The 21,636-nt window shown below is 51.8% G+C and carries 18 protein-coding genes; 11 read left to right on the top strand and 7 right to left on the bottom strand.

Annotation, left to right across the window (positions count from 1 at the left end):
• The first annotated feature begins 8 nt into the window (after positions 1 to 8).
• Entirely contained in the window at positions 9 to 1,067 is a 1,059-nt protein-coding gene (locus tag EHT25_RS28695) for an MBL fold metallo-hydrolase (RefSeq protein WP_124878886.1), read from the top strand.
• A gap of 70 nt (positions 1,068 to 1,137) precedes the next feature.
• Entirely contained in the window at positions 1,138 to 2,067 is a 930-nt protein-coding gene (locus tag EHT25_RS28690; protein ID WP_124878885.1) for an FKBP-type peptidyl-prolyl cis-trans isomerase, read from the top strand.
• 80 nt (positions 2,068 to 2,147) lie between these two features.
• On the opposite strand, the gene EHT25_RS28685 is transcribed toward EHT25_RS28690, so the two are convergent.
• Complete coding sequence (locus EHT25_RS28685; RefSeq protein ID WP_124878884.1) at positions 2,148 to 2,951, bottom strand: class I SAM-dependent methyltransferase; 804 nt, start codon at positions 2,949 to 2,951, stop codon at positions 2,148 to 2,150.
• Between the two features lie 120 nt (positions 2,952 to 3,071).
• Between EHT25_RS28685 and EHT25_RS28680 the strand changes: the two genes are divergently transcribed.
• Both EHT25_RS28680 and trxA read left to right on the top strand, forming a co-directional pair.
• A complete protein-coding gene (locus EHT25_RS28680) occupies positions 3,072 to 3,551 on the top strand; it encodes a Cif family virulence factor (protein ID WP_124878883.1) in 480 nt (159 codons plus the stop codon).
• 74 nt (positions 3,552 to 3,625) lie between these two features.
• On the top strand, positions 3,626 to 3,952 hold the full coding sequence (gene trxA / locus EHT25_RS28675; RefSeq protein ID WP_124878882.1) for a thioredoxin: 327 nt from the start codon (positions 3,626 to 3,628) through the stop codon (positions 3,950 to 3,952).
• A 26-nt stretch (positions 3,953 to 3,978) separates the two neighbouring features.
• Here trxA and EHT25_RS28670 read toward each other — a convergent pair whose 3' ends face one another.
• The 6 genes from EHT25_RS28670 to rsmH all read right to left on the bottom strand — a co-directional run bounded on the left by EHT25_RS28670 (position 3,979) and on the right by rsmH (position 11,320).
• Positions 3,979 to 4,836, bottom strand: coding sequence for a DMT family transporter (locus EHT25_RS28670; protein ID WP_185731517.1), 858 nt, complete (start codon positions 4,834 to 4,836; stop codon positions 3,979 to 3,981).
• Positions 4,837 to 4,940: 104 nt separating this feature from the next.
• Positions 4,941 to 6,158: a phospho-N-acetylmuramoyl-pentapeptide-transferase gene (gene mraY / locus EHT25_RS28665; RefSeq protein WP_124878880.1), complete on the bottom strand. Its 1,218-nt coding sequence runs from the start codon at positions 6,156 to 6,158 to the stop codon at positions 4,941 to 4,943.
• Between the two features lie 154 nt (positions 6,159 to 6,312).
• Positions 6,313 to 7,767, bottom strand: a complete 1,455-nt coding sequence (locus EHT25_RS28660) for a UDP-N-acetylmuramoyl-L-alanyl-D-glutamate--2,6-diaminopimelate ligase (protein ID WP_124878879.1) — start codon at positions 7,765 to 7,767, stop codon at positions 6,313 to 6,315.
• 30 nt (positions 7,768 to 7,797) lie between these two features.
• On the bottom strand, positions 7,798 to 9,972 hold the full coding sequence (locus tag EHT25_RS28655; RefSeq protein ID WP_124878878.1) for a PASTA domain-containing penicillin-binding protein: 2,175 nt from the start codon (positions 9,970 to 9,972) through the stop codon (positions 7,798 to 7,800).
• The gene (locus EHT25_RS28650; RefSeq protein WP_124878877.1) at positions 9,969 to 10,370 is read right to left on the bottom strand and encodes an FtsL-like putative cell division protein; all 402 of its coding nucleotides are present in this window, start codon (positions 10,368 to 10,370) and stop codon (positions 9,969 to 9,971) included. Before EHT25_RS28650 ends, EHT25_RS28655 begins: the two co-directional genes overlap by 4 nt.
• Before the next feature lie 23 nt (positions 10,371 to 10,393).
• Entirely contained in the window at positions 10,394 to 11,320 is a 927-nt protein-coding gene (gene rsmH / locus EHT25_RS28645; protein ID WP_124878876.1) for a 16S rRNA (cytosine(1402)-N(4))-methyltransferase RsmH, read from the bottom strand.
• A 200-nt stretch (positions 11,321 to 11,520) separates the two neighbouring features.
• Between rsmH and EHT25_RS28640 the strand changes: the two genes are divergently transcribed.
• The 7 genes from EHT25_RS28640 (at position 11,521) to EHT25_RS28605 (ending at position 21,612) form a co-directional block, all read left to right on the top strand.
• Positions 11,521 to 12,750: a peroxiredoxin family protein gene (locus tag EHT25_RS28640; protein ID WP_124878875.1), complete on the top strand. Its 1,230-nt coding sequence runs from the start codon at positions 11,521 to 11,523 to the stop codon at positions 12,748 to 12,750.
• Positions 12,751 to 12,868: 118 nt separating this feature from the next.
• Positions 12,869 to 14,155, top strand: a complete 1,287-nt coding sequence (locus EHT25_RS28635; protein ID WP_229311823.1) for an MFS transporter — start codon at positions 12,869 to 12,871, stop codon at positions 14,153 to 14,155.
• A gap of 346 nt (positions 14,156 to 14,501) precedes the next feature.
• Positions 14,502 to 15,146, top strand: coding sequence for a redoxin domain-containing protein (locus EHT25_RS28630; RefSeq protein WP_124878874.1), 645 nt, complete (start codon positions 14,502 to 14,504; stop codon positions 15,144 to 15,146).
• 177 nt (positions 15,147 to 15,323) lie between these two features.
• Positions 15,324 to 17,597, top strand: coding sequence for an ATP-dependent helicase (locus tag EHT25_RS28625; protein WP_124878873.1), 2,274 nt, complete (start codon positions 15,324 to 15,326; stop codon positions 17,595 to 17,597).
• Positions 17,598 to 17,712: 115 nt separating this feature from the next.
• Positions 17,713 to 18,867 (top strand): acyltransferase family protein, encoded by a 1,155-nt coding sequence (locus EHT25_RS28620; RefSeq protein ID WP_124878872.1) that lies wholly within the window; start codon positions 17,713 to 17,715, stop codon positions 18,865 to 18,867.
• A 97-nt stretch (positions 18,868 to 18,964) separates the two neighbouring features.
• Positions 18,965 to 19,390: an rRNA maturation RNase YbeY gene (ybeY, locus tag EHT25_RS28615; RefSeq protein WP_124878871.1), complete on the top strand. Its 426-nt coding sequence runs from the start codon at positions 18,965 to 18,967 to the stop codon at positions 19,388 to 19,390.
• 746 nt (positions 19,391 to 20,136) lie between these two features.
• A complete protein-coding gene (locus EHT25_RS28605) occupies positions 20,137 to 21,612 on the top strand; it encodes a DUF4301 family protein (RefSeq protein WP_124878870.1) in 1,476 nt (491 codons plus the stop codon).
• Positions 21,613 to 21,636: the final 24 nt, after the last annotated feature.

Genomic DNA, 21,636 nt, shown 5'->3' with positions numbered 1-21,636 from the left:
GTCACCTTATGTTTCCGAAAATTCTGCTGGGTCTTTTGATCTTTATTGTTGTCGCGGTGATTGTTATCCTGACCATTGGATACCTCATTTCTGCGCCCGGTTACAAAGGCCCGGTAAGCGACCATTTCGACGGCAAGCAATTTCATAATTACAACGGCGCGCAGGCCAAAGGCCTGAAAGAAGCCCTCGAATGGATGCTGTCGGGTCGGGATAAAAAACCGTGGGGTGCTTTCCATAACGAGCCGCCCGGCCCTCCCCCGCCCGGCCGCGTTGCGGGTGCTGAGGTTCGCATCACGTTTGTCAACCACTCCACGGTTTTGCTCCAATTCGACAGCCTGAACGTGATGACCGACCCGGTTTGGTACGAGCGAACCAGTCCGTTTCAGTGGGCGGGTCCGGCGCGGAATCGCCCGCCCGGTATTCGGTTCGACGATATTCCCAAAATCGATATTCTCTTGCTGAGTCACAACCACTGGGACCACCTGGACATTGAAACCGTCAAGAAACTCTGCCAACGCGATCAGCCGCAAGTCTATTGCCCGCTGGGGGTAAAGGCGTTTTTGGAAGACCAAGGCTGCCAGCGGGTTACGGAAATGGATTGGAACCATTCACTCGCTTTTAACGACAGCACCAGGATCCATTGCGTGCCAGCGCAGCATTTCTCCGGACGCGGCATGTTCGACCGGGATGCCACACTCTGGTGCGGTTTTTTGATCGACAGTAAAGCCGCCGGAAAATTGTATTTTGTCGGGGATACAGGTTACGGCCCCTTCTTCAAAAAAATTGGCGAGCAGTTCGGGCCGATCCGGCTTTCGTTGGTTCCGATTGGAGCTTTTCGACCGGCGTGGTTCATGTCGCCCATTCACTGTTCACCCGCCCAAGCCGTTCAGATTCACGAAGATATCCGTTCACAGCAGAGCGTGGCGATTCACTACGGCACCTTTCCGCTGGCCGACGATGGCGAGTACGAACCCGTCGAAGAATTGCGGAAAGCGTTAAAAAACCAACCCCAGTTCGCAGATCGTTTTTGGACATTAAAGGAAGGTGAAGGCCGATTAATCCCGTAATTTTATCGTTTATTGCAACGCTTTCTCAGACTATGGGGTCATTAGTAGAGTTACACCTTATCTATTCTATATGAATTTAATTGCGAGCATGAATTCCAAGCATCTAAGTGTATTTATTGCCTTGTTGCTGATGGTCGGGCTGACTTCCTGTTTCAATAACGATCTCACCGATCCGAATGCAGGCCAGGCGGCTTTGAACGATCAGCAAATTAAAGATTACCTCACGGCCAACCAGTTACAGGACAAAGTAACCCTCTCCCCTTCGGGATTATACTATCTGATCAGTGGTGTTTCAGCCTCCGGCAAAGCAGCCACCCCAGCCAATGAACTGGAGTTTACCTATACCTTGTCGTATATCGATCCAACGACGAAAAAAGCGGTTTTGGTCGATAGCGCCAACGCCACGAAATCGGCCTATATTCCGTTTTTATCGGGTGTAGTCGTTCAGGGCCTGGAAGAAGGTTTCCTGTTGCTGAAAGAAGGTCAAACCGGACGGTTTTTCATGCCTTCCAGCATTGGATTCGGGAACGATACCCGCAAAGACAAAATGCCCGCTTATAGTGCTGTCATCTTCGATGTGAAATTAATTCGGTCACGGACAGAAGAACAGCAAATAGACGATTACGTCACTATCAAAAATTTGTCTGCTCCAATTGACACTGCCAATAGTATCCGGGTATATCGAATTACGCCTGGAACTGGTTCGACCATAGCTGCGGGGAATACCGTTACCGTTGCCTATACGGCCAATTCACTTCGCGGAACAACGCCTTTCGATAAGAGTGACTCGCTAACCTTCGTCGCTGGGTCCGGACAATACATTGAAGGGTTCAGTATGGGTGTCACCAAACTGAAAGTGGGCGACAAAGCCTTGCTGGTGTTTCCATCGTTGCGGGGCTATGGCGTGCAGGGCAGTTATGACCAGTCGAAAGGCTATTACGTCGTTCCGCCTTACACACCACTGGCGTTCGAAATAACCGTCAAATCGGTTAAGAAGTAGGTTTTACGGTATTCGGTTGGCTGACGCGTTCTTTTTATCATGCGTCAGCCAACCGCATCCGGAAAACCGTAAACCGAATACTATTTCTTCGCTTCCACTGCCAGTAAATACAACTGCATGGATTCGCCGGTCGTGGCAATCCACTGATCGTAGGCTTCAATAGCCGCCAGCCGGTCTTCTTCCGAAACATAGCCGTCCCTCACCAACTGCGGACCACGGAGTTCGGCCACTTCCGACCAAATGCGACTGGCGACGGCAAAGGTCGGTTCGGTCTTCACACTGCTTTCAAACTGCGGCTCAATCGTTATTTCCGTAAAACCGAGTTGCTCAAAGTGGGCTTTCAGGTTATCGGCAATCGCATTGTCGAAACCGGCTTCCTGCCGCCATTTCAGAAACGCTCCGTAGAATTTTCGCATAGCCTCGGGAGGCTCGGGCGTCCATTCCACTTTCTCGTGATTGTAGTCCAGCACGGCCAGAAAACCGCCCGGCTTTACCAGATTAGCCATTCGAGCCAGGGCTTCTTCCGGTTTTGCCAGCCATTGCAGCACGCGCGCACAGGTCACGATATCGAACCGTTCGGCGGTCTCGTAGCTGTAAATATCCGCCTGTTGAAAAGCCAGTTGCGGAAGGGATTCGGAATGTGAGCGGGCCTGAACAATCAGGTTCTCGCTGGGATCGATCCCCAGTACACGGCCTTGCGGGCCGACCCGTTCGGCAATGCCGCGCGTGATGGCGCCGGAACCACAGCCCACATCCAGCACCGACAGGCCCGGTTTCAGGTGTTTCAACAAATTACGGTTGCTGTTTTCAACGGTTCTGCGTTCCAGAATCGGATTGGCGGCTTTGGGCATTTCTGCCCGGCTGGTGGCGGTTTGGTCAGACATCGTCCCGAAAGTAAATAGCGGTTGTTACATTATACGTATAAACAGTTAAAATACAAAATATTATTTGATTATTACAATAAAATAAACTATCTTCATACTACACCATTCCCTGATACGATCATGAAAAAGCTTCTTATTTTATGCGTCGTCCTGGTTGGCCCGGTTCTATCCGGCTTTGGGCAAACTGATCATGCCGCCATCAAAAATGTACTCTACAATGAAACGGTGGGTTTCTTTAAGCGCGACAAGGCCAAGTGGGCAGATTGCTGGGCCCACACGCCTTATATTTCGTTTGCCGCCAATCTCTACGGTGGCGATTTTACCCTGATCAAAGGGTGGGGAAATATGGAAAAGCAGTTCCGGAACCAGTTCAAAAGCGGACGACCGGCCGACAATGTAACGGTCAAAAACGCAAACTATACGATTCACCAGAACGGAAATATGGCTTTTGTGTGGTACGACCAAACGCTGCTGGATAGCCATGGCAAAACCGATTCAAAAGAATCGCGCGTGGTGGAAAAGATCGACGGAAAGTGGAAAATTATTCACGTGACGGCGCTCACCAATCTGAACACCATGACGGCTCAGGCCAGTAAATAGTTTCTATGGCTAAAACTTCCTGCCGGATGCCGTTGTTATGAACGTGCCGGTGTCTATTTTGCCCGGTAATCCTTATGAGCAACGCAACAAACACGGCCCAAAACGAATCGTTTCACGATATTATCCGGGGAGACAAACCCGTACTGGTCGACTTTTACGCCGACTGGTGCGGGCCCTGTAAAGTGCTGGCTCCCACACTGAAACAACTCGCCGAACGAACGGGCGACAAGCTCCGGATCATCAAAGTCGACGTCGACAAAAGCCGCTGGGCTTCCGGCACCTACCAGATCCAGAGCGTACCGACGATGATTTTGTTCCACAAGGGCAAAATTGTCTGGCGGCAGTCGGGTGTGCTGCCGCTTCAGAAACTCGAAGCCATGGTTCGACAGGTAACCGGTTAACGAACCTACGGGCGTACGGCCGCTCTTTAGGCTGTGGATACGGTACGTTTAAACGTGACGGCAATGCCCAGCAGAATAATGATTCCGCCCAGAATCATTTGAAACGTGATTTTCTCGTCGATGAACACCCAGGCGATAAAACCGGTTACAACGGCCTGACTGAGTAAGCTCAGCGAAACCCGTTGCGCGTCGATCTTCTGAAGCGCGTAACTGACCGAAAACCAGCCCAGCAGCTGGCAAATCAGCGCCTGAATGAGCAATGAACCCCAGATTCGGCGTTCAAAACCCCAGAGTGGTTCGTGCAGAAGCCCGCAAACGGTCAGCAGAAAAAGACTCGAAACCGTTGTGCTGCAAGCCATAAAATTCAGGATCGATACGCGTTTCAAAACCGTTTTGCTCACCACGATGTAACCGGCGTATAACAGGCCCGATAGTACTGCCAATAAAAAACCGAGGTCGAATTTCATTTGAACAAAGGTCTCAACGCCCATCAGCAACACCAGGCCGACCACTGCGAGGGCCGTTCCCAGCCAGAAGAATTTATTCGGTTTTTCGGGGAAAAACAAAAAGGTGCTGATTCCCACCCAGATGGGCGACAGGTTAGTCAGCAAACTGGCTTGTGTGGCGGTTGAATAGTGAATCGATAGATTCCAAACCGCAATATCGGTTGCAAAAAAGACTCTGCAAATGATGATCGGTTTCCAGTAATGAAGCGTTTTCGGCTCCCATTTCCGGCTAATGACCACATAAGGCCAGAGCAGAACGGTGGCGATACTCATGCGGTAAAACGCATCACTGATGCCGGAAATGGGCGTTGATTTTACCAAAACCGGGAAGATACTGATGCACAGAACGCCAATGAGCAGACTTAGGCGGGAAGACATTGCCAAAGGTACTTATCCCGTTCTGTTCTGCCAACTGCCGCTGGCTGTTCCGAACCGGAATCTTGCACCGAATGCCCGGTGCCGACGGTGAATGGCAACCTCCATCAGCGCAATTTCAGCGTCACCAGACTAATAACCGCCAAAATGATGGCGACAATCCAGAACCGGGTGACGATTTTGGCTTCGTGGTAGCCTTTTTTCTGAAAATGGTGGTGTAAGGGCGACATCAGAAAGATTCGCCGTCCTTCGCCGTACCTTCGCTTGGTGTACCGGAAATAACTGACCTGCATGATAACCGACACGAGTTCGACCAGAAAAATACCGCAGACAATCGGAATCAGCAGTTCCTTGCGGGTGGCCAGCGCCAGAACGGCGATGATACTTCCCAGCATCAAACTCCCGGTATCACCCATGAAAACCTGCGCCGGGTAAGAATTGTACCATAAAAAACCGATGCAGGCTCCCACAAAAGCCGCGCAGAAAATCACCATTTCGCCCGAATTGGGGATGTACATGATGTTCAGGTATTGCGAAAACGGTTTGTTGTTCGACAGATAGGCAAATACGCCCAGCGTCAGGCCGATGATCACGGATGTTCCGGCAGCTAAACCGTCGATGCCGTCGGTAATGTTGGCGCCGTTGGAAACCGCCGTGACAATGAAGATGACAATGGCGACGTACAGAATCCAGGTGTATTCGTCGGGGATGAAATCGGGCAGCAACGACGTGTAATTGAAGTCATTATTCTTCAGGAACGGAACCGTGGTCGACATCGATTTAATATCCTGATACGCACCGTTTTCCACCTGACCGATCGACGTATTGATCAGACCCGGTTTATACACCCGGATTTTGACGTGCTCGTTGAAATAGAGCGTCAAGCCAACAATCAGCCCCAGCCCAACCTGCCCGACAACCTTGAACTTGCCCTGTAAACCCTCCTTATTTTTCTTGAAAACCTTGATGTAGTCGTCGATAAAACCGATCATTCCCGTCCAGATCGTCGAAACCAGCAGCAGAACGATGTACACGTTGGTCAATTTGGCGAACAACAAGGTTGGGAAAACCAGCGACGCCAGGATGATAAAACCGCCCATCGTCGGCGTACCGCGTTTCTGCATTTGTCCTTCCAGCCCCAGATCCCGGATTTCCTCGCCAATCTGCAAACTCCGGAGCCGGTCGATGATCTCCCGTCCGTAAACGGCGGCAATCAGCAGCGACAGCGTAATGGCCGCGCCCGCCCGAAATGATAAATACTGAAAAACCCCAGCACCGGGAAAGTCAAATTGCTGATCGAGGTACGTAAAAAGGTAATAGAGCATAAAGTCAGTATGTTGAATTACTTTAGGACGGTTTTGACGGCCAAAAAGGTTGGATGGCTTTAAGGGTTAAATGGCTAAAACGGTTCGCATGCATCTAGTAACCAGTTAACAATCTAAACCATTTAACCCTTTTTAGCCATTAAAACCATCAAACTCATGATTGTTGAAAGGCGGCACGGAGCACTTTGCGGTCGTCGAAATCATGTTTGACGCCCTTGATTTCCTGATAGGTTTCGTGGCCTTTTCCGGCGATTAAAATGACATCGTTGGGTTGGGCCAGTTCAACGGCCCGGTAAATGGCTTCGTGCCGATCCTCGATCGTTTGGGTTTTCTTGAAATGAATCGGCGGCACACCGGCCTGCATCTGTTCCAGAATCGCCATCGGATCTTCGTTCCGTGGATTGTCGGACGTCAGAATCACCCGATCGCTGAATTTACAGGCAATTTCGGCCATGATCGGACGCTTGGCCGCATCACGGTTTCCTCCGCAACCCACCACCGTAATGACCCGCTCATTGCCCTGCCGCAAACCGGCAATCGTTTCCAGCACGTTTTGCAGCGCATCGGGCGTGTGCGCGTAATCGACAATCCCGACAATCTTACTGTCCGAAATCACCATCTCAAACCGGCCCGGCGGACTCGGCAAGTCGGAAAGCTGCGTCAGCGATTCTTCGGGATCTTCGCCCAGCAAAACCGCTGCGCCGTAAACCGCCAGCAGGTTATAGGCGTTGAACCGACCCGTCAGTTTGAACCACACTTCCCGCCCATCGACGTCCATCTGCATGCCAAACAAACCTTCCGACAAAATCCGCCCCTTGAACGACCCCAGCGTTTGCAGCGAGTAGCTTTCTTTGCGGGCCGCGGTATTTTGCAGCATCACCAGCCCGCGTTTATCGTCCAGGTTGGTGAGCGCAAAGGCCGACGCGGGCAGTTGATCAAAAAAGCTTTTTTTGGCCTTGATGTAATTATCAAACGTGTGATGAAAATCGAGGTGATCGTGGGTGATGTTCGTAAAAATCCCACCGGCAAACTGCAAACCGGCTACCCGCTGCTGCACCATTGCATGCGAACTCACTTCCATAAAACAGTGCGTACAGCCGCGCTGGACCATTTGTTCCAGCAACTCGTTCAGCGCAATGGTGTCGGGTGTGGTGTGGGTCGCCGGAATAACCGTCTCGTCGATCTGGTTCTGCACCGTCGACAGCAGACCCGACCGGTAGCCCATGCGCTGGAAAAGCCGGAAGAGTAAGGTTGCCGTCGAGGTTTTGCCGTTGGTACCCGTTACGCCCACCAGTTTTAATTTGCGGGACGGATGGTTGTAGAAATTGGCCGCAATCAGCCCCAGCGCATAACTGCTGTCCTGAACCTGGACGTAAGTCACCTGTTCCGAGCGGTTTTCGGGCAATTCTTCACACAAGATAACGGCAGCGCCCTGCTCAACGGCTTTGCCGATAAACTGATGGCCGTCGGTTTGCGTGCCGCGAATGGCCGCAAATAAACCGCCGGGAGCCGCCTGCCGCGAATCCATGGTTAATTTCCCGACCTCGACGTTCATATCACCGGACGTCGATTGCAACGGTACTTTATATAAAAGACTGGTTAACTGCATAATACGATGGGAAGACGGTCAAGTTGACGGTTATCTTCCGGATTGGTTTTTTTTGTTTAGAGCCACCACCAGCGTATCCGGTTTGGCGGCCTGTCGTAGGGTAAGTGTGATTTTGCGCGGACTCGGCAGCGGATCGCCCGGCGGAACCGACTGGTCGATCACCTTCCCGTAGCCTTCAAACCGCACCCGAAAGCCCCGGTTTTCGAGCAGGTGTAAGGCATCGCGCAGCGTCATACCGCGCAGATCGGGAACTTTTTCGCGGGCGGTTTGACTCACCCACTGCGTTTTGGAACCCTGTTTTTCGGGCGTTACCCAGCCCTCGGCATTGGGTTGGGCATCCATGTTCAGCTCCGTGCTGATGGTCCGGATGTCGTCGGCAAAACCGGCTTTGATGCCATCGCCGGACTGACGGGCGGGTTTGGACGCAATGGCGACGGGCCGGTGCATCCGAACATCATACGCAAAAATCCGGTCGGCAATTTCGCGAAAAACCGGGGCCGATACACTGCCGCCGTACAACAGATCGATGTTGGCGCCATGAGGTGAATCGACTACTACGCAAATGCTGTATTTCGGTTTTTCGGCGGGGAAATAGCCAATGAACGACGTATAATATTTCCCGACCTGATACCGGCCGTTGATCAGTTTCTGGGCCGTACCGGTTTTTCCGGCAAACCGGTAATACGGACTTTTGCTTTTCTTGGCCGTTCCGCGTTCCACGACGCCTTCCAGCATATTTTTCACGATCCGAATGGTTTTCTGGCTGCAAAGCGGTTCCTGCGATACAAACGGTTCGTATTCTTTCACCACTTCGTTGGCGCGCCGAACCTGTTTGACCAGCATCGGCTGCACCCACTTGCCATCGTTGGCAATAGCGTTGTAAAACGTCAGCATCTGCAAGGGCGTCAGTTTCAGTTCATACCCAATTGCCATCGAGTTCAGCGACAGTCGGCTCCAGCCCGGCGACTGCGGATTGGGAACCACCGGTTTTGTTTCGCCATTGAGCCGCAGGCCGATCGGTTTATCCAGTTTGAAACGGCGCATGTACCGGCAATAGGTGTCCGGGCGGTTATAAAAACCGCTCATCAGCATGTGAACACCCACGTTCGACGATTTTTCGAAAACCTGCTGCGCCGTAATGCTGCCGTGACCGCCCCGTTTGGCGTCGGAAATCCGGCGACCGTAGTACGACACCACTCCGCCCCCCGTGTGCACCATCTGTTCGGGCCGGATCATTTTTTCTTCCAGCAGCGCCACCATCGTCGGCAGTTTGAAGGTCGAGCCGGGGTCGGTGCCGCCCGCCAGCGCATGGTTGAAGTTTTCAACGTATTTGCCATTGCGGAATGTCAGGTTTGCCATCGCCCGGATTTCGCCGGTTTCTACTTCCATCACGACCAGGCAACCTTGTTCCGCTTCGTATTTTTCCAACCCGTGCAGCAAAGCGGTTTCGGCCATATCCTGAAAATTGACGTCGATGGTCGTGTAAATATCCAGCCCCGGCTCCGGTTTGATGTCGGAACCGTCCTCGATCGGCATGCGCACACCACCCGACAGCGCTTCTACCAGACCGACCCCGTTCTTACCCGCTAATTCCTTCTGAAAACTGGACTCCAGCCCGACGAATCCTTTGGCGGTTTCGGGATTCAGGTAGCCAACTGTCCGCAGCGCCATTCGCCCGTATGGATGGTAACGTTGATAGACCGCGTCGAACTTGCCTCCCCCCAAACCGCTTTTTGAGCGATCGCGACGAAAAAAAGGCCATTTCTGCATTTCCATCCGTTCCTGGTACGTAATTTTTTTCCGGTTGAGCAACAGGTACTGGCGTTCGTTTTCCCGCGCCTTCCGAATCATATACGCGTATTCGTCCCGCGAACGATCGCCAAATTTCTGCGCCAGCAAGAGGCCAAGCGAGTCGATTTTCTTGTTAAACGAATCGGTTTTGGCAATGAGCGGGTCAATCCCGACGTAATAATAGGGCAGCGACGTGGCCAGAAAGCTGCCATTGCTCGAATAAATATTACCGCGTGTGGCTCGCAACGTATCGCGCCGGATGTGCGACTGCGTAATGCGTTCTTTCCACAAAGTTCCGTCCTGACTCCGAAAAAACTGCACTTTCACCAGTTGCCCGATGATCGCAATGGCAAACACACAAATGGCCACAGAGGCAATGGTAGCCCGGCGCAGAATGGCTTTTTTAACGTTCATGGCTGTGTTTCTTCCGGTTTAACGACGATTTTCAGGGGCGGAGTCACGGGCTCTGTCAATCCCGTTGCCAGGACTTGTTTACTGATTTCCGATTGTTTGCCGCTCTTCATGAAGTCGGCCTGCAAGGTGGTGTATTTCGCCCGTTTTTCATCAACGGCGGCTTTTACCCGCTGGATATTCCGAACCAGTCGTTCGGCGTTGTGGTTGAAGCCAATGTAAAAAATCAGCAGAAACGAGATCCACATAATGCGGTCGAAATGCTTGATGGGCCAGGCGTTGTCTTCCCCGAAAAGCCGCTCAAAACCAATGGTGTGGTTCAGGTAATTCATAAGCCGGTTTTCCTTTTTCTTCTTCACCACCGGGGCTTTGGGCTGTGATTTGTACGTGTTTTGTGCCATCTCGTTACTGGGAATCAGGTATGCTACAACTTCTCGGCAATCCGGAGTTTCGCGCTTCTCGCCCGCGGATTCCGAGCCACTTCTTCAGCCGAGGCTTCAATCGGTTTGCGCGTGACGGACTGGAGCGGTTTGATCTCGTTTCCGTATAAATCCTTTTCAATATCACCCCGAAAATTACCCGACTTGATGAAGTTTTTCACCAGCCGGTCTTCCAGCGAATGATACGCCATCACCACCAGCCGACCGCCGGGAGCCAGCACCTCCGGCACCTGCGTCAGAAACTCTTCCAAGGTAACCAACTCCTGATTCACCTCGATGCGCAGCGCCTGAAAAACCTGGGCAAAATATTTATACTCCCGTCCCCGTGGCGCGTAGCGTTGCAAAACCGCCTTCAGATCGTTGATCGTTTCGAAGGGACGATTTACGCGGCTGGCCGCAATGACCCCGGCCAGTGTTCGGGCGTTGGTCACTTCGCCATACATCCCAAAGATTTTATGCAACTGATCTTCCGGGTAGTCATTGATCACTTTCCGGGCCGTCAGCTCGCCCGACTGGCTCATGCGCATGTCCAGATCGGCATCGAAACGGGTGGAAAACCCGCGTTCGGGCGTGTCGATCTGGTGCGACGAAATGCCCAGATCGGCCAGAATACCATCCACCTGATCGATTTTATACAAGCGTAAATACCGCTTCAAATGCCGGAAATTGGCCGCCACAAACGTCAAACGCGGGTCGTCGATGGCGTCGGCATTGGCGCGGGCGTCGGGGTCCTGATCAAACACAATGAGCCGCCCCGCCGAATCCGGTCCTGGTGCCAGCTGCCGTAAAATCGCGCGCGAATGACCACCGCCCCCAAACGTCACGTCAACGTAGGTGCCGCCGGGTTTGAGGTTCAATCCTTCAACGCAAGCCTGAAGTAATACCGGTTCGTGGTAACTGGTCGCTGTCATTGTCCGTAGTAAATACCGTGTAAACCAGCCTTAAGGCGCAGGGCGCAGAAGATTTCCGGTTTATTTCGAAGAATTTCCAATTTCAGACTCGTTTCAAAAATCCTTTTCGGAACTAAAACAAAATCTTCATCCGTTACAAACTTAACAAAACCGCCCCTATTTCTACCCCGAAGAGAACTGGATCTGCTATTTTTTATTGTATGAAAAAAAACGTTGCGTTGTTGCTGGCGATTCTGTTTTGGGCTCCCTTCGCCGGCGTAGCCCAATCGGGTTCAACGCTTAAAACCGGGGTTTGGCGGGCGGTTTTAAAAAACAAGGGTGGCGAATTACCCTTCGGCCTGGAAGTGACGCAAACCGGCTCGACCTACACTGCTTTCGCGCTCAATGGCGCGGAACGGCTGCGGTTCGATTCGGTAACGCTAAAAGGCGATTCCGTGCGGTTTGCGATCGATATTTTTGAGGCTGAAATCCGGGCCAAAGTGGACGGGAACACGCTGCGGGGCTTCTGGCGCCGACGCCGGACCGGGACCAACTATACTTCGTTACCGTTTGAAGCGCAACACGGCGTCACGTACCGGTTTACAGGAAGCACCGAAACGCCGAAAATCAACGTGACCGGTACCTGGGCTACGACGTTCCGTTCCGAAACGGACTCAACGGTTTCGGTGGGCATTTTCGAGCAGAAAGGCAACAAACTGACGGGCACGTTTCTGACCACCACCGGCGATTACCGCTACCTGGAAGGTAATGTGGTGGGCGACAGCCTGCTGCTTTCGACTTTCGACGGCACGCATTTGTATCTGTTCAAGGCCCGGCGCAAGCCCGATAATACGCTGGTCGGCGGTTATTGGTCGGGCGAAAGCGGGTATGAAAGCTGGACGGCGCGTTTCGATCCGAAGGCCAAACTTCCGGATGCAACGAGCCTGACCTATCTGAAACCGGGTTACAAAACCATTGCGTTCACGTTTCCGGACCTGAAAGGCAAACCGGTTTCGCTGACGGATGCGCGGTTTAAAAATAAAGTGGTCGTGGTTCAGATTCTGGGCTCCTGGTGTCCAAATTGCATGGACGAAACCAATTTTCTGAGTCCGTGGTATAAAAAGAATAAAAACCGGGGCGTTGAAATTGTGGGGTTGGCCTACGAAAAATCGGCAGAGTTGGCCGAGTCGGCACCTAAAATCCAGCGGATGATCGACCGGTTCAAGATCGATTATCCCGTGGTGCTGGCCGGAACGAACGTCAAATCCGAAGCGTCGAAAACCCTGCCGATGCTCAATCAGGTGGTCGGTTTTCCAACGATGATCGTGATCGATAAAAAAGGAACGGTTCGCCAGATTCACACCGGTTTTACCGGACCGGGAACCGGTAACTACTATGACGCGTTCGTAGAAGAGTACAACCGATTGATTGATAAGTTAGTAAAGGAGTAAAGCATAACAACTAGTAAACAACAAATCCACATCAGAGAGTAAAGATGTCAGAGTAAAGACAAGAGAATCAGTTGGTTTTCCGGGTCTTTAATCTCTTGTCTATTCTCTCACATCTTTAATGAACATGTCCCGCCAGGAAAAACTATTGCTCTTCATTCTCGCGTGCATCAACTTCACGCACATTGTCGATTTCATCATTATGATGCCGATGGGGCCGCAATTGATGCGGTATTTCCAGCTTAATCCGCAGGAATTCAGCTTCATTGTGTCGGCGTATAGCTTAAGCGCCGGGATTTCCGGTTTTCTGGCCGCGTTCTTCGTCGACCGTTTCGACCGCAAAAAAGTGGTTTTAACGGCCTACATCGGTTTTGTCCTCGGCACGATTGCCTGCGGTTTAGCGCCCACGTTTGGGTGGCTGATCGTGGCCCGCACCACCGCCGGTTTGTTCGGTGGCGTTTTGGGCGCGCAGGTGTTTTCCATCGTGGCCGACGTGGTTCCCTACGAACGACGCGCCACGGCGATGTCGATCATCACGACGGCGTTTTCGGTGGCTTCGGTCGCGGGCGTCCCGATGGGTTTGTACCTGGCGACCGAAATCAGCTGGCACGCGCCGTTTCTCGCCATCGGCGGGCTGGGCATTGTCGTAACCGGCCTGATCATCCGGTTTGTACCGCGTCTGGACGGCCATTTGCTAAAAACCGGTGCGAAATACAATCCGCTGGAAGTCATTACGTCAATTGTAAAAAGCCCCGGCCAGCTCCGTGCGCTCTGGCTGACGACCACCATCATGCTGGGCCATTTTAGTATCATTCCGTTGCTGTCGCCTTTTCTGGTGGCCAACGTCGGTTTGGCCGAAAGTCAGTTGTATCTGATTTATTTCGTGGGCGGTCTGGTGACGATTTTTACGGCACCCCTTGTCGGGCGTCTCGCCGACAAACGCGGAAAATACCCGGTTTTTGTGGTTTTCGCGCTGCTGTCGATGATTCCGATGTTTCTGCTGACGACCATGAATCCGTCGGGTCTGACGTACATTCTGTCGGTCAATGCGCTGTTTTTCATCTTCGCCAACGCCCGTTTCATTCCCACTCAGGCGATGGTTTCGTCGGTGGTGTTACCACAAAACCGGGGCGGTTTTATGAGTATGAACTCGTCCGTTCAGCTGCTGGCTCAGGCGCTGGCGACCTACGGCGCGGGTTTGCTCGTGACCAAAACCCAGGGCGGCCAGTTGATCCACTATTCGTGGGTGGGCTATCTGGCAATGGCGGCTATTTTCGCGAGCGTTTTCATTGCCCGAAACCTCCGGCCGGTGGATGAAAAACCGGTTTTGTTGGAGCCGGATCACGCTGAGTCTGAACAAGCTGACGCCGTTCATCCGAAACTGGCCCGCCCGGTAGAAGCACTATAACCGTTCACTAAAAAATCAACGCTAAAATTTTGGAGGGAATCGATTCTGTTACTTATATTTGCACATATTCTATTGACAAAGTATAGTAATGATCATTTCAGCACAGCACATCGTTACCCGCCGTACCAAATCGGCCGTCACGTCACCAGTCTTCCACATGGCTGGTTGTTGTTGTCAGAAAATCAGGATGTGCTACTAGCGTATCTCCCTTCACCCTGAATACCAATACCCTGCTCGACGGTGTCATTCAAGACCGGATTCATTCCAGCTTGATCAATTTCAGCATCAACGTCGAAACACCCTGTTTGATTTAAAAAACTAGATAGTCTATAAACTTACTACCATCATGATTGCCTTTTTTGATACCGTACACGAAGACACCGATCTGTATTCCGCTCCACAGGTATTTCGTAAATTGACTCCCATCGCTCCCTTGCAGGCTGGTGAAAAAGCGCCCTTGTTTGCCGTTCACCGCCAGCGGACCATCGGGCAATACAGCATCTGGCAATCCGATTATTCAAAAACCGTTCACGTCCACGACTGGCTCCAAACCGGTCCGCTGGTGATTGCTTTTTTTAGCGCGGGCTGGAATGGCTACGGCAAAACATACCTGCAGAAATTAACCCGGCTTTACGCCAGGATTCGGGAAACGGGCGGCAATTTGCTGGTTGTATCACCGGATTCGCTTGATTCGATACAAACACTGGTGAATCAGCACGACCTGCCTTTCACAATCGCCCAGGATGTTGATAACCAGATTGCTGCAAAATTTGGCGTTTATTCGACTGACGATCCGGTCTGGAATCTGATTGCCGGTATTACCGAAGATGTGCCCTATCCGGCGTTGTTCGCCGTATCGACCGACCGCCGGATTCAATTCAGCTACGTCGATAAGAACTTTACGGAAGAATTTCCCGCCAATGAGCTGCTCAACAGTATTGACGAGCAACAGGCTGTCGAACTCGCGTTTTACGGCCGGAAAGCCGCCTAACGTATCCACGACCGGGCCGCGCAGGTTTTCGCCCGTGCGATTCTGATAATTTCAGATTTCAACTCTTGATGAGAATCGCACGGACGAAAGTCCGTGGCTACTATCTCCGGTCATCCGCAACTTTTTTAGTAGTTTTGAATGTTATATCAAAACGATTAAACACTGAAGCGGAGCGCTGTGACGGATTATATTTCAACCTTAAATGACCCTCAGCGGCAGGCCGTGCTCTATGGCGACGGCCCGCTGATTATAATAGCCGGTGCGGGATCGGGAAAAACCCGCGTGCTGACCTATCGGATTGCCCATTTGATTGAACGGGGCATCGATCCGTTCCGGATTTTATCCCTGACGTTTACCAACAAAGCCGCCGGTGAAATGCGTCACCGGATCGAGAGTGTGGTCGGAACGGAAGCCCGCAACATCTGGATGGGCACGTTCCACTCCGTTTTCGCCAAAATTCTGCGGATCGAAGCTAAAGCCCTCGGCTACACCAGCAATTTTTCCATTTACGATACCGACGATTCCAAGTCGCTGCTGCGGAGCATCATCAAGGAATTTGCGCTGGACGATAAGATTTACCGCCCTAATGTGGTTTTCTCACGGATTTCGGGCGCTAAAAACCGGCTCGTCGGTCCGGCCGATTATTTGGCGAATCCATTGATCCAGACGGACGATGCGGCCGCCCGTATGCCCGAAATTGGCCGGATTTACAAGGCCTATGCCCTGCGTTGTTTTCAGGCCAACGCGATGGATTTCGACGATCTGCTCTACAATACCAACGTCCTTTTTCGCGATCACCTCGATATTCTGAACAAATACCAGCACAAATTCAAACACGTGCTGGTCGATGAGTTTCAGGATACGAACGTGTCGCAGTACCTCATTACCCGGAAATTATCGGCGGTTCACCAGAATATCTGCGTCGTTGGCGACGATGCGCAGAGTATTTACGCGTTCCGGGGGGCTAACATTGAGAACATTCTGAATTTCGAGAAAGACTTTCCGGACGTTCACACGATCAAGCTGGAGCAGAATTACCGCTCGACCAAAACGATCGTCAATGCGGCTAATTCGATTATTGCCCGAAACCGGGCGCAGTTGCGGAAAAGCGTTTTTACTGACAACGAAGACGGCACGCTGATCGACGTGATCAAAGCCGCTTCCGACAACGAAGAAGGCCGGTTGATTGCGACTTCGCTCTTCGAAGCCAAGATGCAGGAAGGGCTGCGCAACACGGATTTTGCCATTCTGTACCGCACCAACGCCCAGTCGCGGGCGTTTGAAGAAGCGCTTCGGCGATTGAGTATCAAATATCGCATCATCGGCGGTTTGTCGTTTTACCAGCGGAAAGAGATCAAGGATTTGCTGGCGTATCTGCGGTTTACGGTCAACCAGAGCGATGAAGAAGCGTTCAAGCGGATCATTAACCTGCCCAAACGCGGCATTGGCGACACGACGGTCGCTAAAATTTCGGTGGTGGCGTCCGAAAACCAGGTGTCGATCTGGGAAGTGGTCAGCAATGTGACCCGATACGTAGCCGGTCGGGCCGGAACCGCCATTGAAGCGTTTTCCGATCTGATCAAAAGCTACCAGTTACTACTCGATAAGAAAGATGCCTACGAAGTGGCCGCGCACGTCGCCAAAACGTCCGGCATTCTGAAAGAGCTGTACGACGATAAAACCGTCGAAGGGCTGTCGCGGTATGAAAACGTGCAGGCTTTGCTCAACTCGATCAAGGAATTTGTCGATAATCCGGACAACGACGACAAGAGCCTGAGCGCCTTTTTGCAGGTGGTTTCGCTGCTGACGAGCGCCGACGAAAAAGACGACGACGGCGATAACGACAAAGTGACGCTGATGACCATCCACGGCGCAAAAGGGCTGGAATTTCGGAATGTCTACATCGTTGGGTTGGAGGAAGACCTCTTTCCGTCGCAGATGATGCTCGAAAGCCGGGCGGATCTGGAAGAAGAACGCCGGTTGTTTTACGTGGCCATCACCCGCGCCGAAAAGAAACTGACGGTTTCGTACGCCGAATCACGGTATCATTACGGCCGGTTGAAAGTCTGCGAACCCAGCCGGTTTTTGCTGGAAATCAATCCGGACTTCCTGAAAATGGCCAAAATGCGGAAGTCGGAACGGGAAGATACGCCGGAGCCCAAGCGGGAAACCCCGTCCGGTGGTTCGATGAGTTTTGTGCGGAGCCTGGCCCAGAAAACCGCGCAACAACAGGCTCCCCAACCAACCGTTGCCCACGTTCCTTCTTCGGATTTTGCGCCCAGCGACACGTCCAAACTAGCCGAAGGCATGCGTGTCGAGCACATGAAGTTCGGGTTTGGGCTGGTGCAGAAAATCGACCAGAATGGCAACGACCGCAAAGCCGTCATCAAGTTTGAAACCGCCGGTGAAAAGACATTATTGCTGAGTTTTGCTAAATTGAAGATTGTTTAAGACAACTTTCTAACCAGCTATTGCGAAGAAAATCCCCTGATTCTCTTCGCAATAGCTGGTTTTCAATAAGTATACCGGCCCGACTCTGGTCTTTTGGTTCAAACGACCTTACCGTATGGTTTCCGATGTCAATGCCGGTTCCGCACCGGTTCTTACCCAATCCGTGGACACCGTCAAGTCCCGCCGACTTTCCTCCATCGACGCCCTGCGTGGTTTTGATATGTTACTGATTGCGGGCGGAGGGGCCTTTATCGAACGGCTCAACGGAAAAACCGGGTTAGCCTGGGTCGACTGGATTGCCAGCCAGCTGACGCACCCGCAGTGGAACGGTTTTACGTTTTACGATTTTATTTTCCCACTTTTCCTGTTTATCGCCGGAGTTTCGCTGTCGTTTTCCCTACAGGCTGGTCTTGAAAAAGGCATGGAAAAGCCGGTTTTATACCGCAAAGTGTTTCGCCGGATGATCATTCTGATTCTCCTCGGCATCATTGATAAAAATGTTCCGCTGGACATTTTCAATCCCGGCCAGATCCGCTATGGTTCGGTGCTGGGCCGCATCGGTCTGGCGTCGTTTGTGGCCACGTTGTTGTTCCTGAATTTCTCCTGGAAACAGCGGCTGTACTGGGTAGGCGGTATTTTGCTGGGCTATTATGCAGCCCTGTTTCTCATTCCGGTTCCGGGCTATGGTGCTGGCGATCTTTCCTTCGAAGGCAATCTGGTGGGTTGGGTCGACCGGACGATGATGCCGGGACGACTCCTTCAGAAAACGTATGACGAACTCGCGATACTCACCCAGTTTCCGGCCGTTTGTCTGACGATCATCGGGACCATTGCCGGGGAATTGCTGCAATCGAATCGCTCCGAGCGAACCAAGTTAACGTACCTGGTTGCCCCCGGTTTTTACAGCATCGGAGCCGCTGTGCTCTGGGGCCTGCATTTTCCGATCAACAAACACCTGTGGAGCAGTTCGTTCATTCTGTTGACGGCCGGAATGGCCTTTTTATTCCTGGCGTTTTTCTACGGAATTATCGACGTGCTGGGCTACCGGAAATGGACTTTTTTCTTTAAAGTAATCGGGTTGAACTCGTTGGTTGTTTACCTGGCTTATCGGTTTATCGATTTTAATCATACATCGAAACTACTTTTTGAGGGGTTTTACCGGCATACCGGCGAACAATGGCACGAATCACTTAATGCGCTGGGCGCGCTGGCGCTGGTCTGGACGTTTCTGTATGTGCTCTACCGACACAAGATTTTCGTCAAAATATAGACTTTGATGGGAACGCGGATGGAACGGATTTACACGGATGATCCGTTTAATCCGTTCCACCCGCGTTCCTATCAAGTAGATTGGCTACCTTTGCGGCATGATTCGATTTTTCACGGAAGACATCAAATTTACCCTTTCTCAGAAAATTCTGACCCGTCAGTGGCTCACCAAACTGGCAACCCGCGAAGGGTTTAGTGTCGGCGAACTGAATTATATTTTCTGCTCCGACGAGTATCTGCTTCAGGTCAATCGCGAATACCTGGAACACGATTATTACACCGACATCATTACGTTTGACAATTCGGAAGAGGAAAACCGGCTGGAAGGCGACATTTTTGTCAGCATCGACCGCGTCCGCGACAACGCCCTACAACTACAGATTGCCGAAGAACAGGAACTCCGCCGGGTGCTGGCCCACGGTTTATTGCACCTTTGCGGTTTTGGCGACAAGACGGACGACGAAATTGCCCTGATGCGGAAGAAAGAGGAAGAAAGCCTGGCGAGTTGGGGACTTGTAAATTAAACCGGCACGGAGTTTTCAAACAGAACATCTGGACAAAAATCGGCTCCATTGTCCCATGACAACGTTCCATAACTGTCCAACGAGACTTTTTGAAAGTAAGAAGTATCCCAAAGTTGCTACATTTCCGGTGTTTTATCCAGCCTTTACTGGAAAGGCTTTAACTGGATTTTCCGCTTTTCGCCCTCGTTGAAACGACAGATTAAGCTGTAATCATCGGCCACGCTGCCTATTTTCGTTATATAATGAAGCATCTCATTCCAGCGGTTTAATTTTCTGCCAGGTTGCCGGATTAGCACGCAGGTTCTCGAAATTAGTTACTAGTTCATTTTCATGCAAAATCACCCAGGCTTGAATTAATTTCAGTGTAGATAATGAAATCATTAAGTGCCATAGGCACAACATGTTTGTAGCGATGATAATTACCTAACCTCTACCAGCGTGCCTTTAGGTACGCAATTAGCGATGAGGTTGCGTACCTAAAGGCACGCTGAGTAGTTCAACACAATTGTTCTACAATCATTCAACCGCTACGCGGCCAATAATCTCATAAAGCGCATGAATCTTGCTGCTTTTGTTGGCATGAGTTCCTACTTTACTTTAAGCCTTAGACACAACCTCCACTAATTAGGAACGATACAATCCATTTACTAACAGTCTCATTTTTTACATTCCTACGGCTTGATTGAAACCCGCAAATTTTCGTATTTGCCAATTGTACAACAACCGCATCTCTTACCGAATTTTCTATGCAATTCACCGAAATAGATCAGCATCAGATTCTGGCGCAAGGCGCTACCCTCGAGCAGGTTGATGAACAGATCCAGCATTTCGTCGATAACTTTCCGTATCTGCCCGTGATCAAAGCGGCCACGGTGGGCGACGGGCTGATCCGCGTTAATGAACAGGAATTAACCACAATCACGGCGAGTTTCGATCGGAAAGCCCCCGCGCTGTCGTTGCTGAAATTCGTTCCGGCATCGGGCGCGGCCACACGGATGTTTAAATCGCTGTTTGCCGCGCTGGAAGGCAAAACCGATAAATCGGTGGAGGAGTTTTTCACCCGCTTGTCCGACTTTGCCTTTTACGATGCTTTGAAAGGGGTTTCCGGGGAGACGAATCACCACGTTCTGAGCGCTTTATTAACCGAAGAAGGGCTTGATTATGGGAACCTGCCCAAAGGGTTGCTGCTGTTTCACCGGTATCCGGAAGGGCCGCGCACGCCCGTGGAAGAACACCTGATCGAAGGGGCGGTTTATGCCAATTCGAACGGCCGCGTGCGGATTCACTTCACGGTTTCGCCCGAACACCGCAGCCGGTTTGAAGCCCTGATCGAAAGCGTTCAGCCGGACTACGAAGCCAAACTGGGCGTGACGTTTGAAATTACGTTCTCCGAACAGAAAAAATCGACGGACACCATTTCGGTGAATCCCGACAATACGCCGTTCCGCAACGCCGACGGTTCGCTGCTGTTCCGCCCGGCGGGCCACGGGGCATTGATCGAAAACCTGAACGACATCGACGCCGACGTGGTGTTTATCAAAAACATCGACAACGTGGTGCCGGACGCTCTGAAAGAGCAGACGTTCATCTATAAAAAAGTGCTGGGCGCGATTCTGCTCGATATTCAGCAGCAGATTTTCCGGTTTCAGGAAATGCTGGGCGACGATCTGATCAGCGAAGGTTACCTGGCCGAACTCGATGAATTTTTACGGGCCACGCTTTGCGTGCTGCCGCCCGACGGTTTTGACAATTGGTCGCAGGACGAAAAAATCGACTATTTCCGCCGGAAACTCGACCGCCCGCTGCGGGCCTGCGGCATGGTGAAAAACGTGGGCGAACCCGGCGGAGGACCGTTCTGGGCCAAAAATGCCGACGGTTCGGTTTCACTGCAAATCGTGGAATCGGCGCAAATCGATCTGGGGAATGCCGAACAGAAGCAGATTTTCGATCAGGCTACGCACTTCAATCCGGTCGATCTGGTGTGTGCGCTGAAAAACCGGGAAGGTGAAAAATACAATCTACCCGCTTACCGCGATCCGCAGACCGGTTTTATTACCTCAAAATCGAAAGACGGAAAGGAACTCAAGGCGCAGGAACTGCCGGGACTGTGGAACGGCGCGATGGCCGACTGGAATACGGTTTTTGTCGAAGTTCCGCTGATTACCTTCAATCCGGTGAAAACCGTTAATGATCTGTTGCGGAAGGAGCACCAGCCGGCGTAGAGGGTTTACGGTAGCTGACGCACG

Source organism: Larkinella rosea, from assembly GCF_003858635.1.
GTDB classification, from domain to species: domain Bacteria; phylum Bacteroidota; class Bacteroidia; order Cytophagales; family Spirosomataceae; genus Larkinella; species Larkinella rosea.
This window is presented reverse-complemented; position numbering and strand designations above follow the sequence as displayed.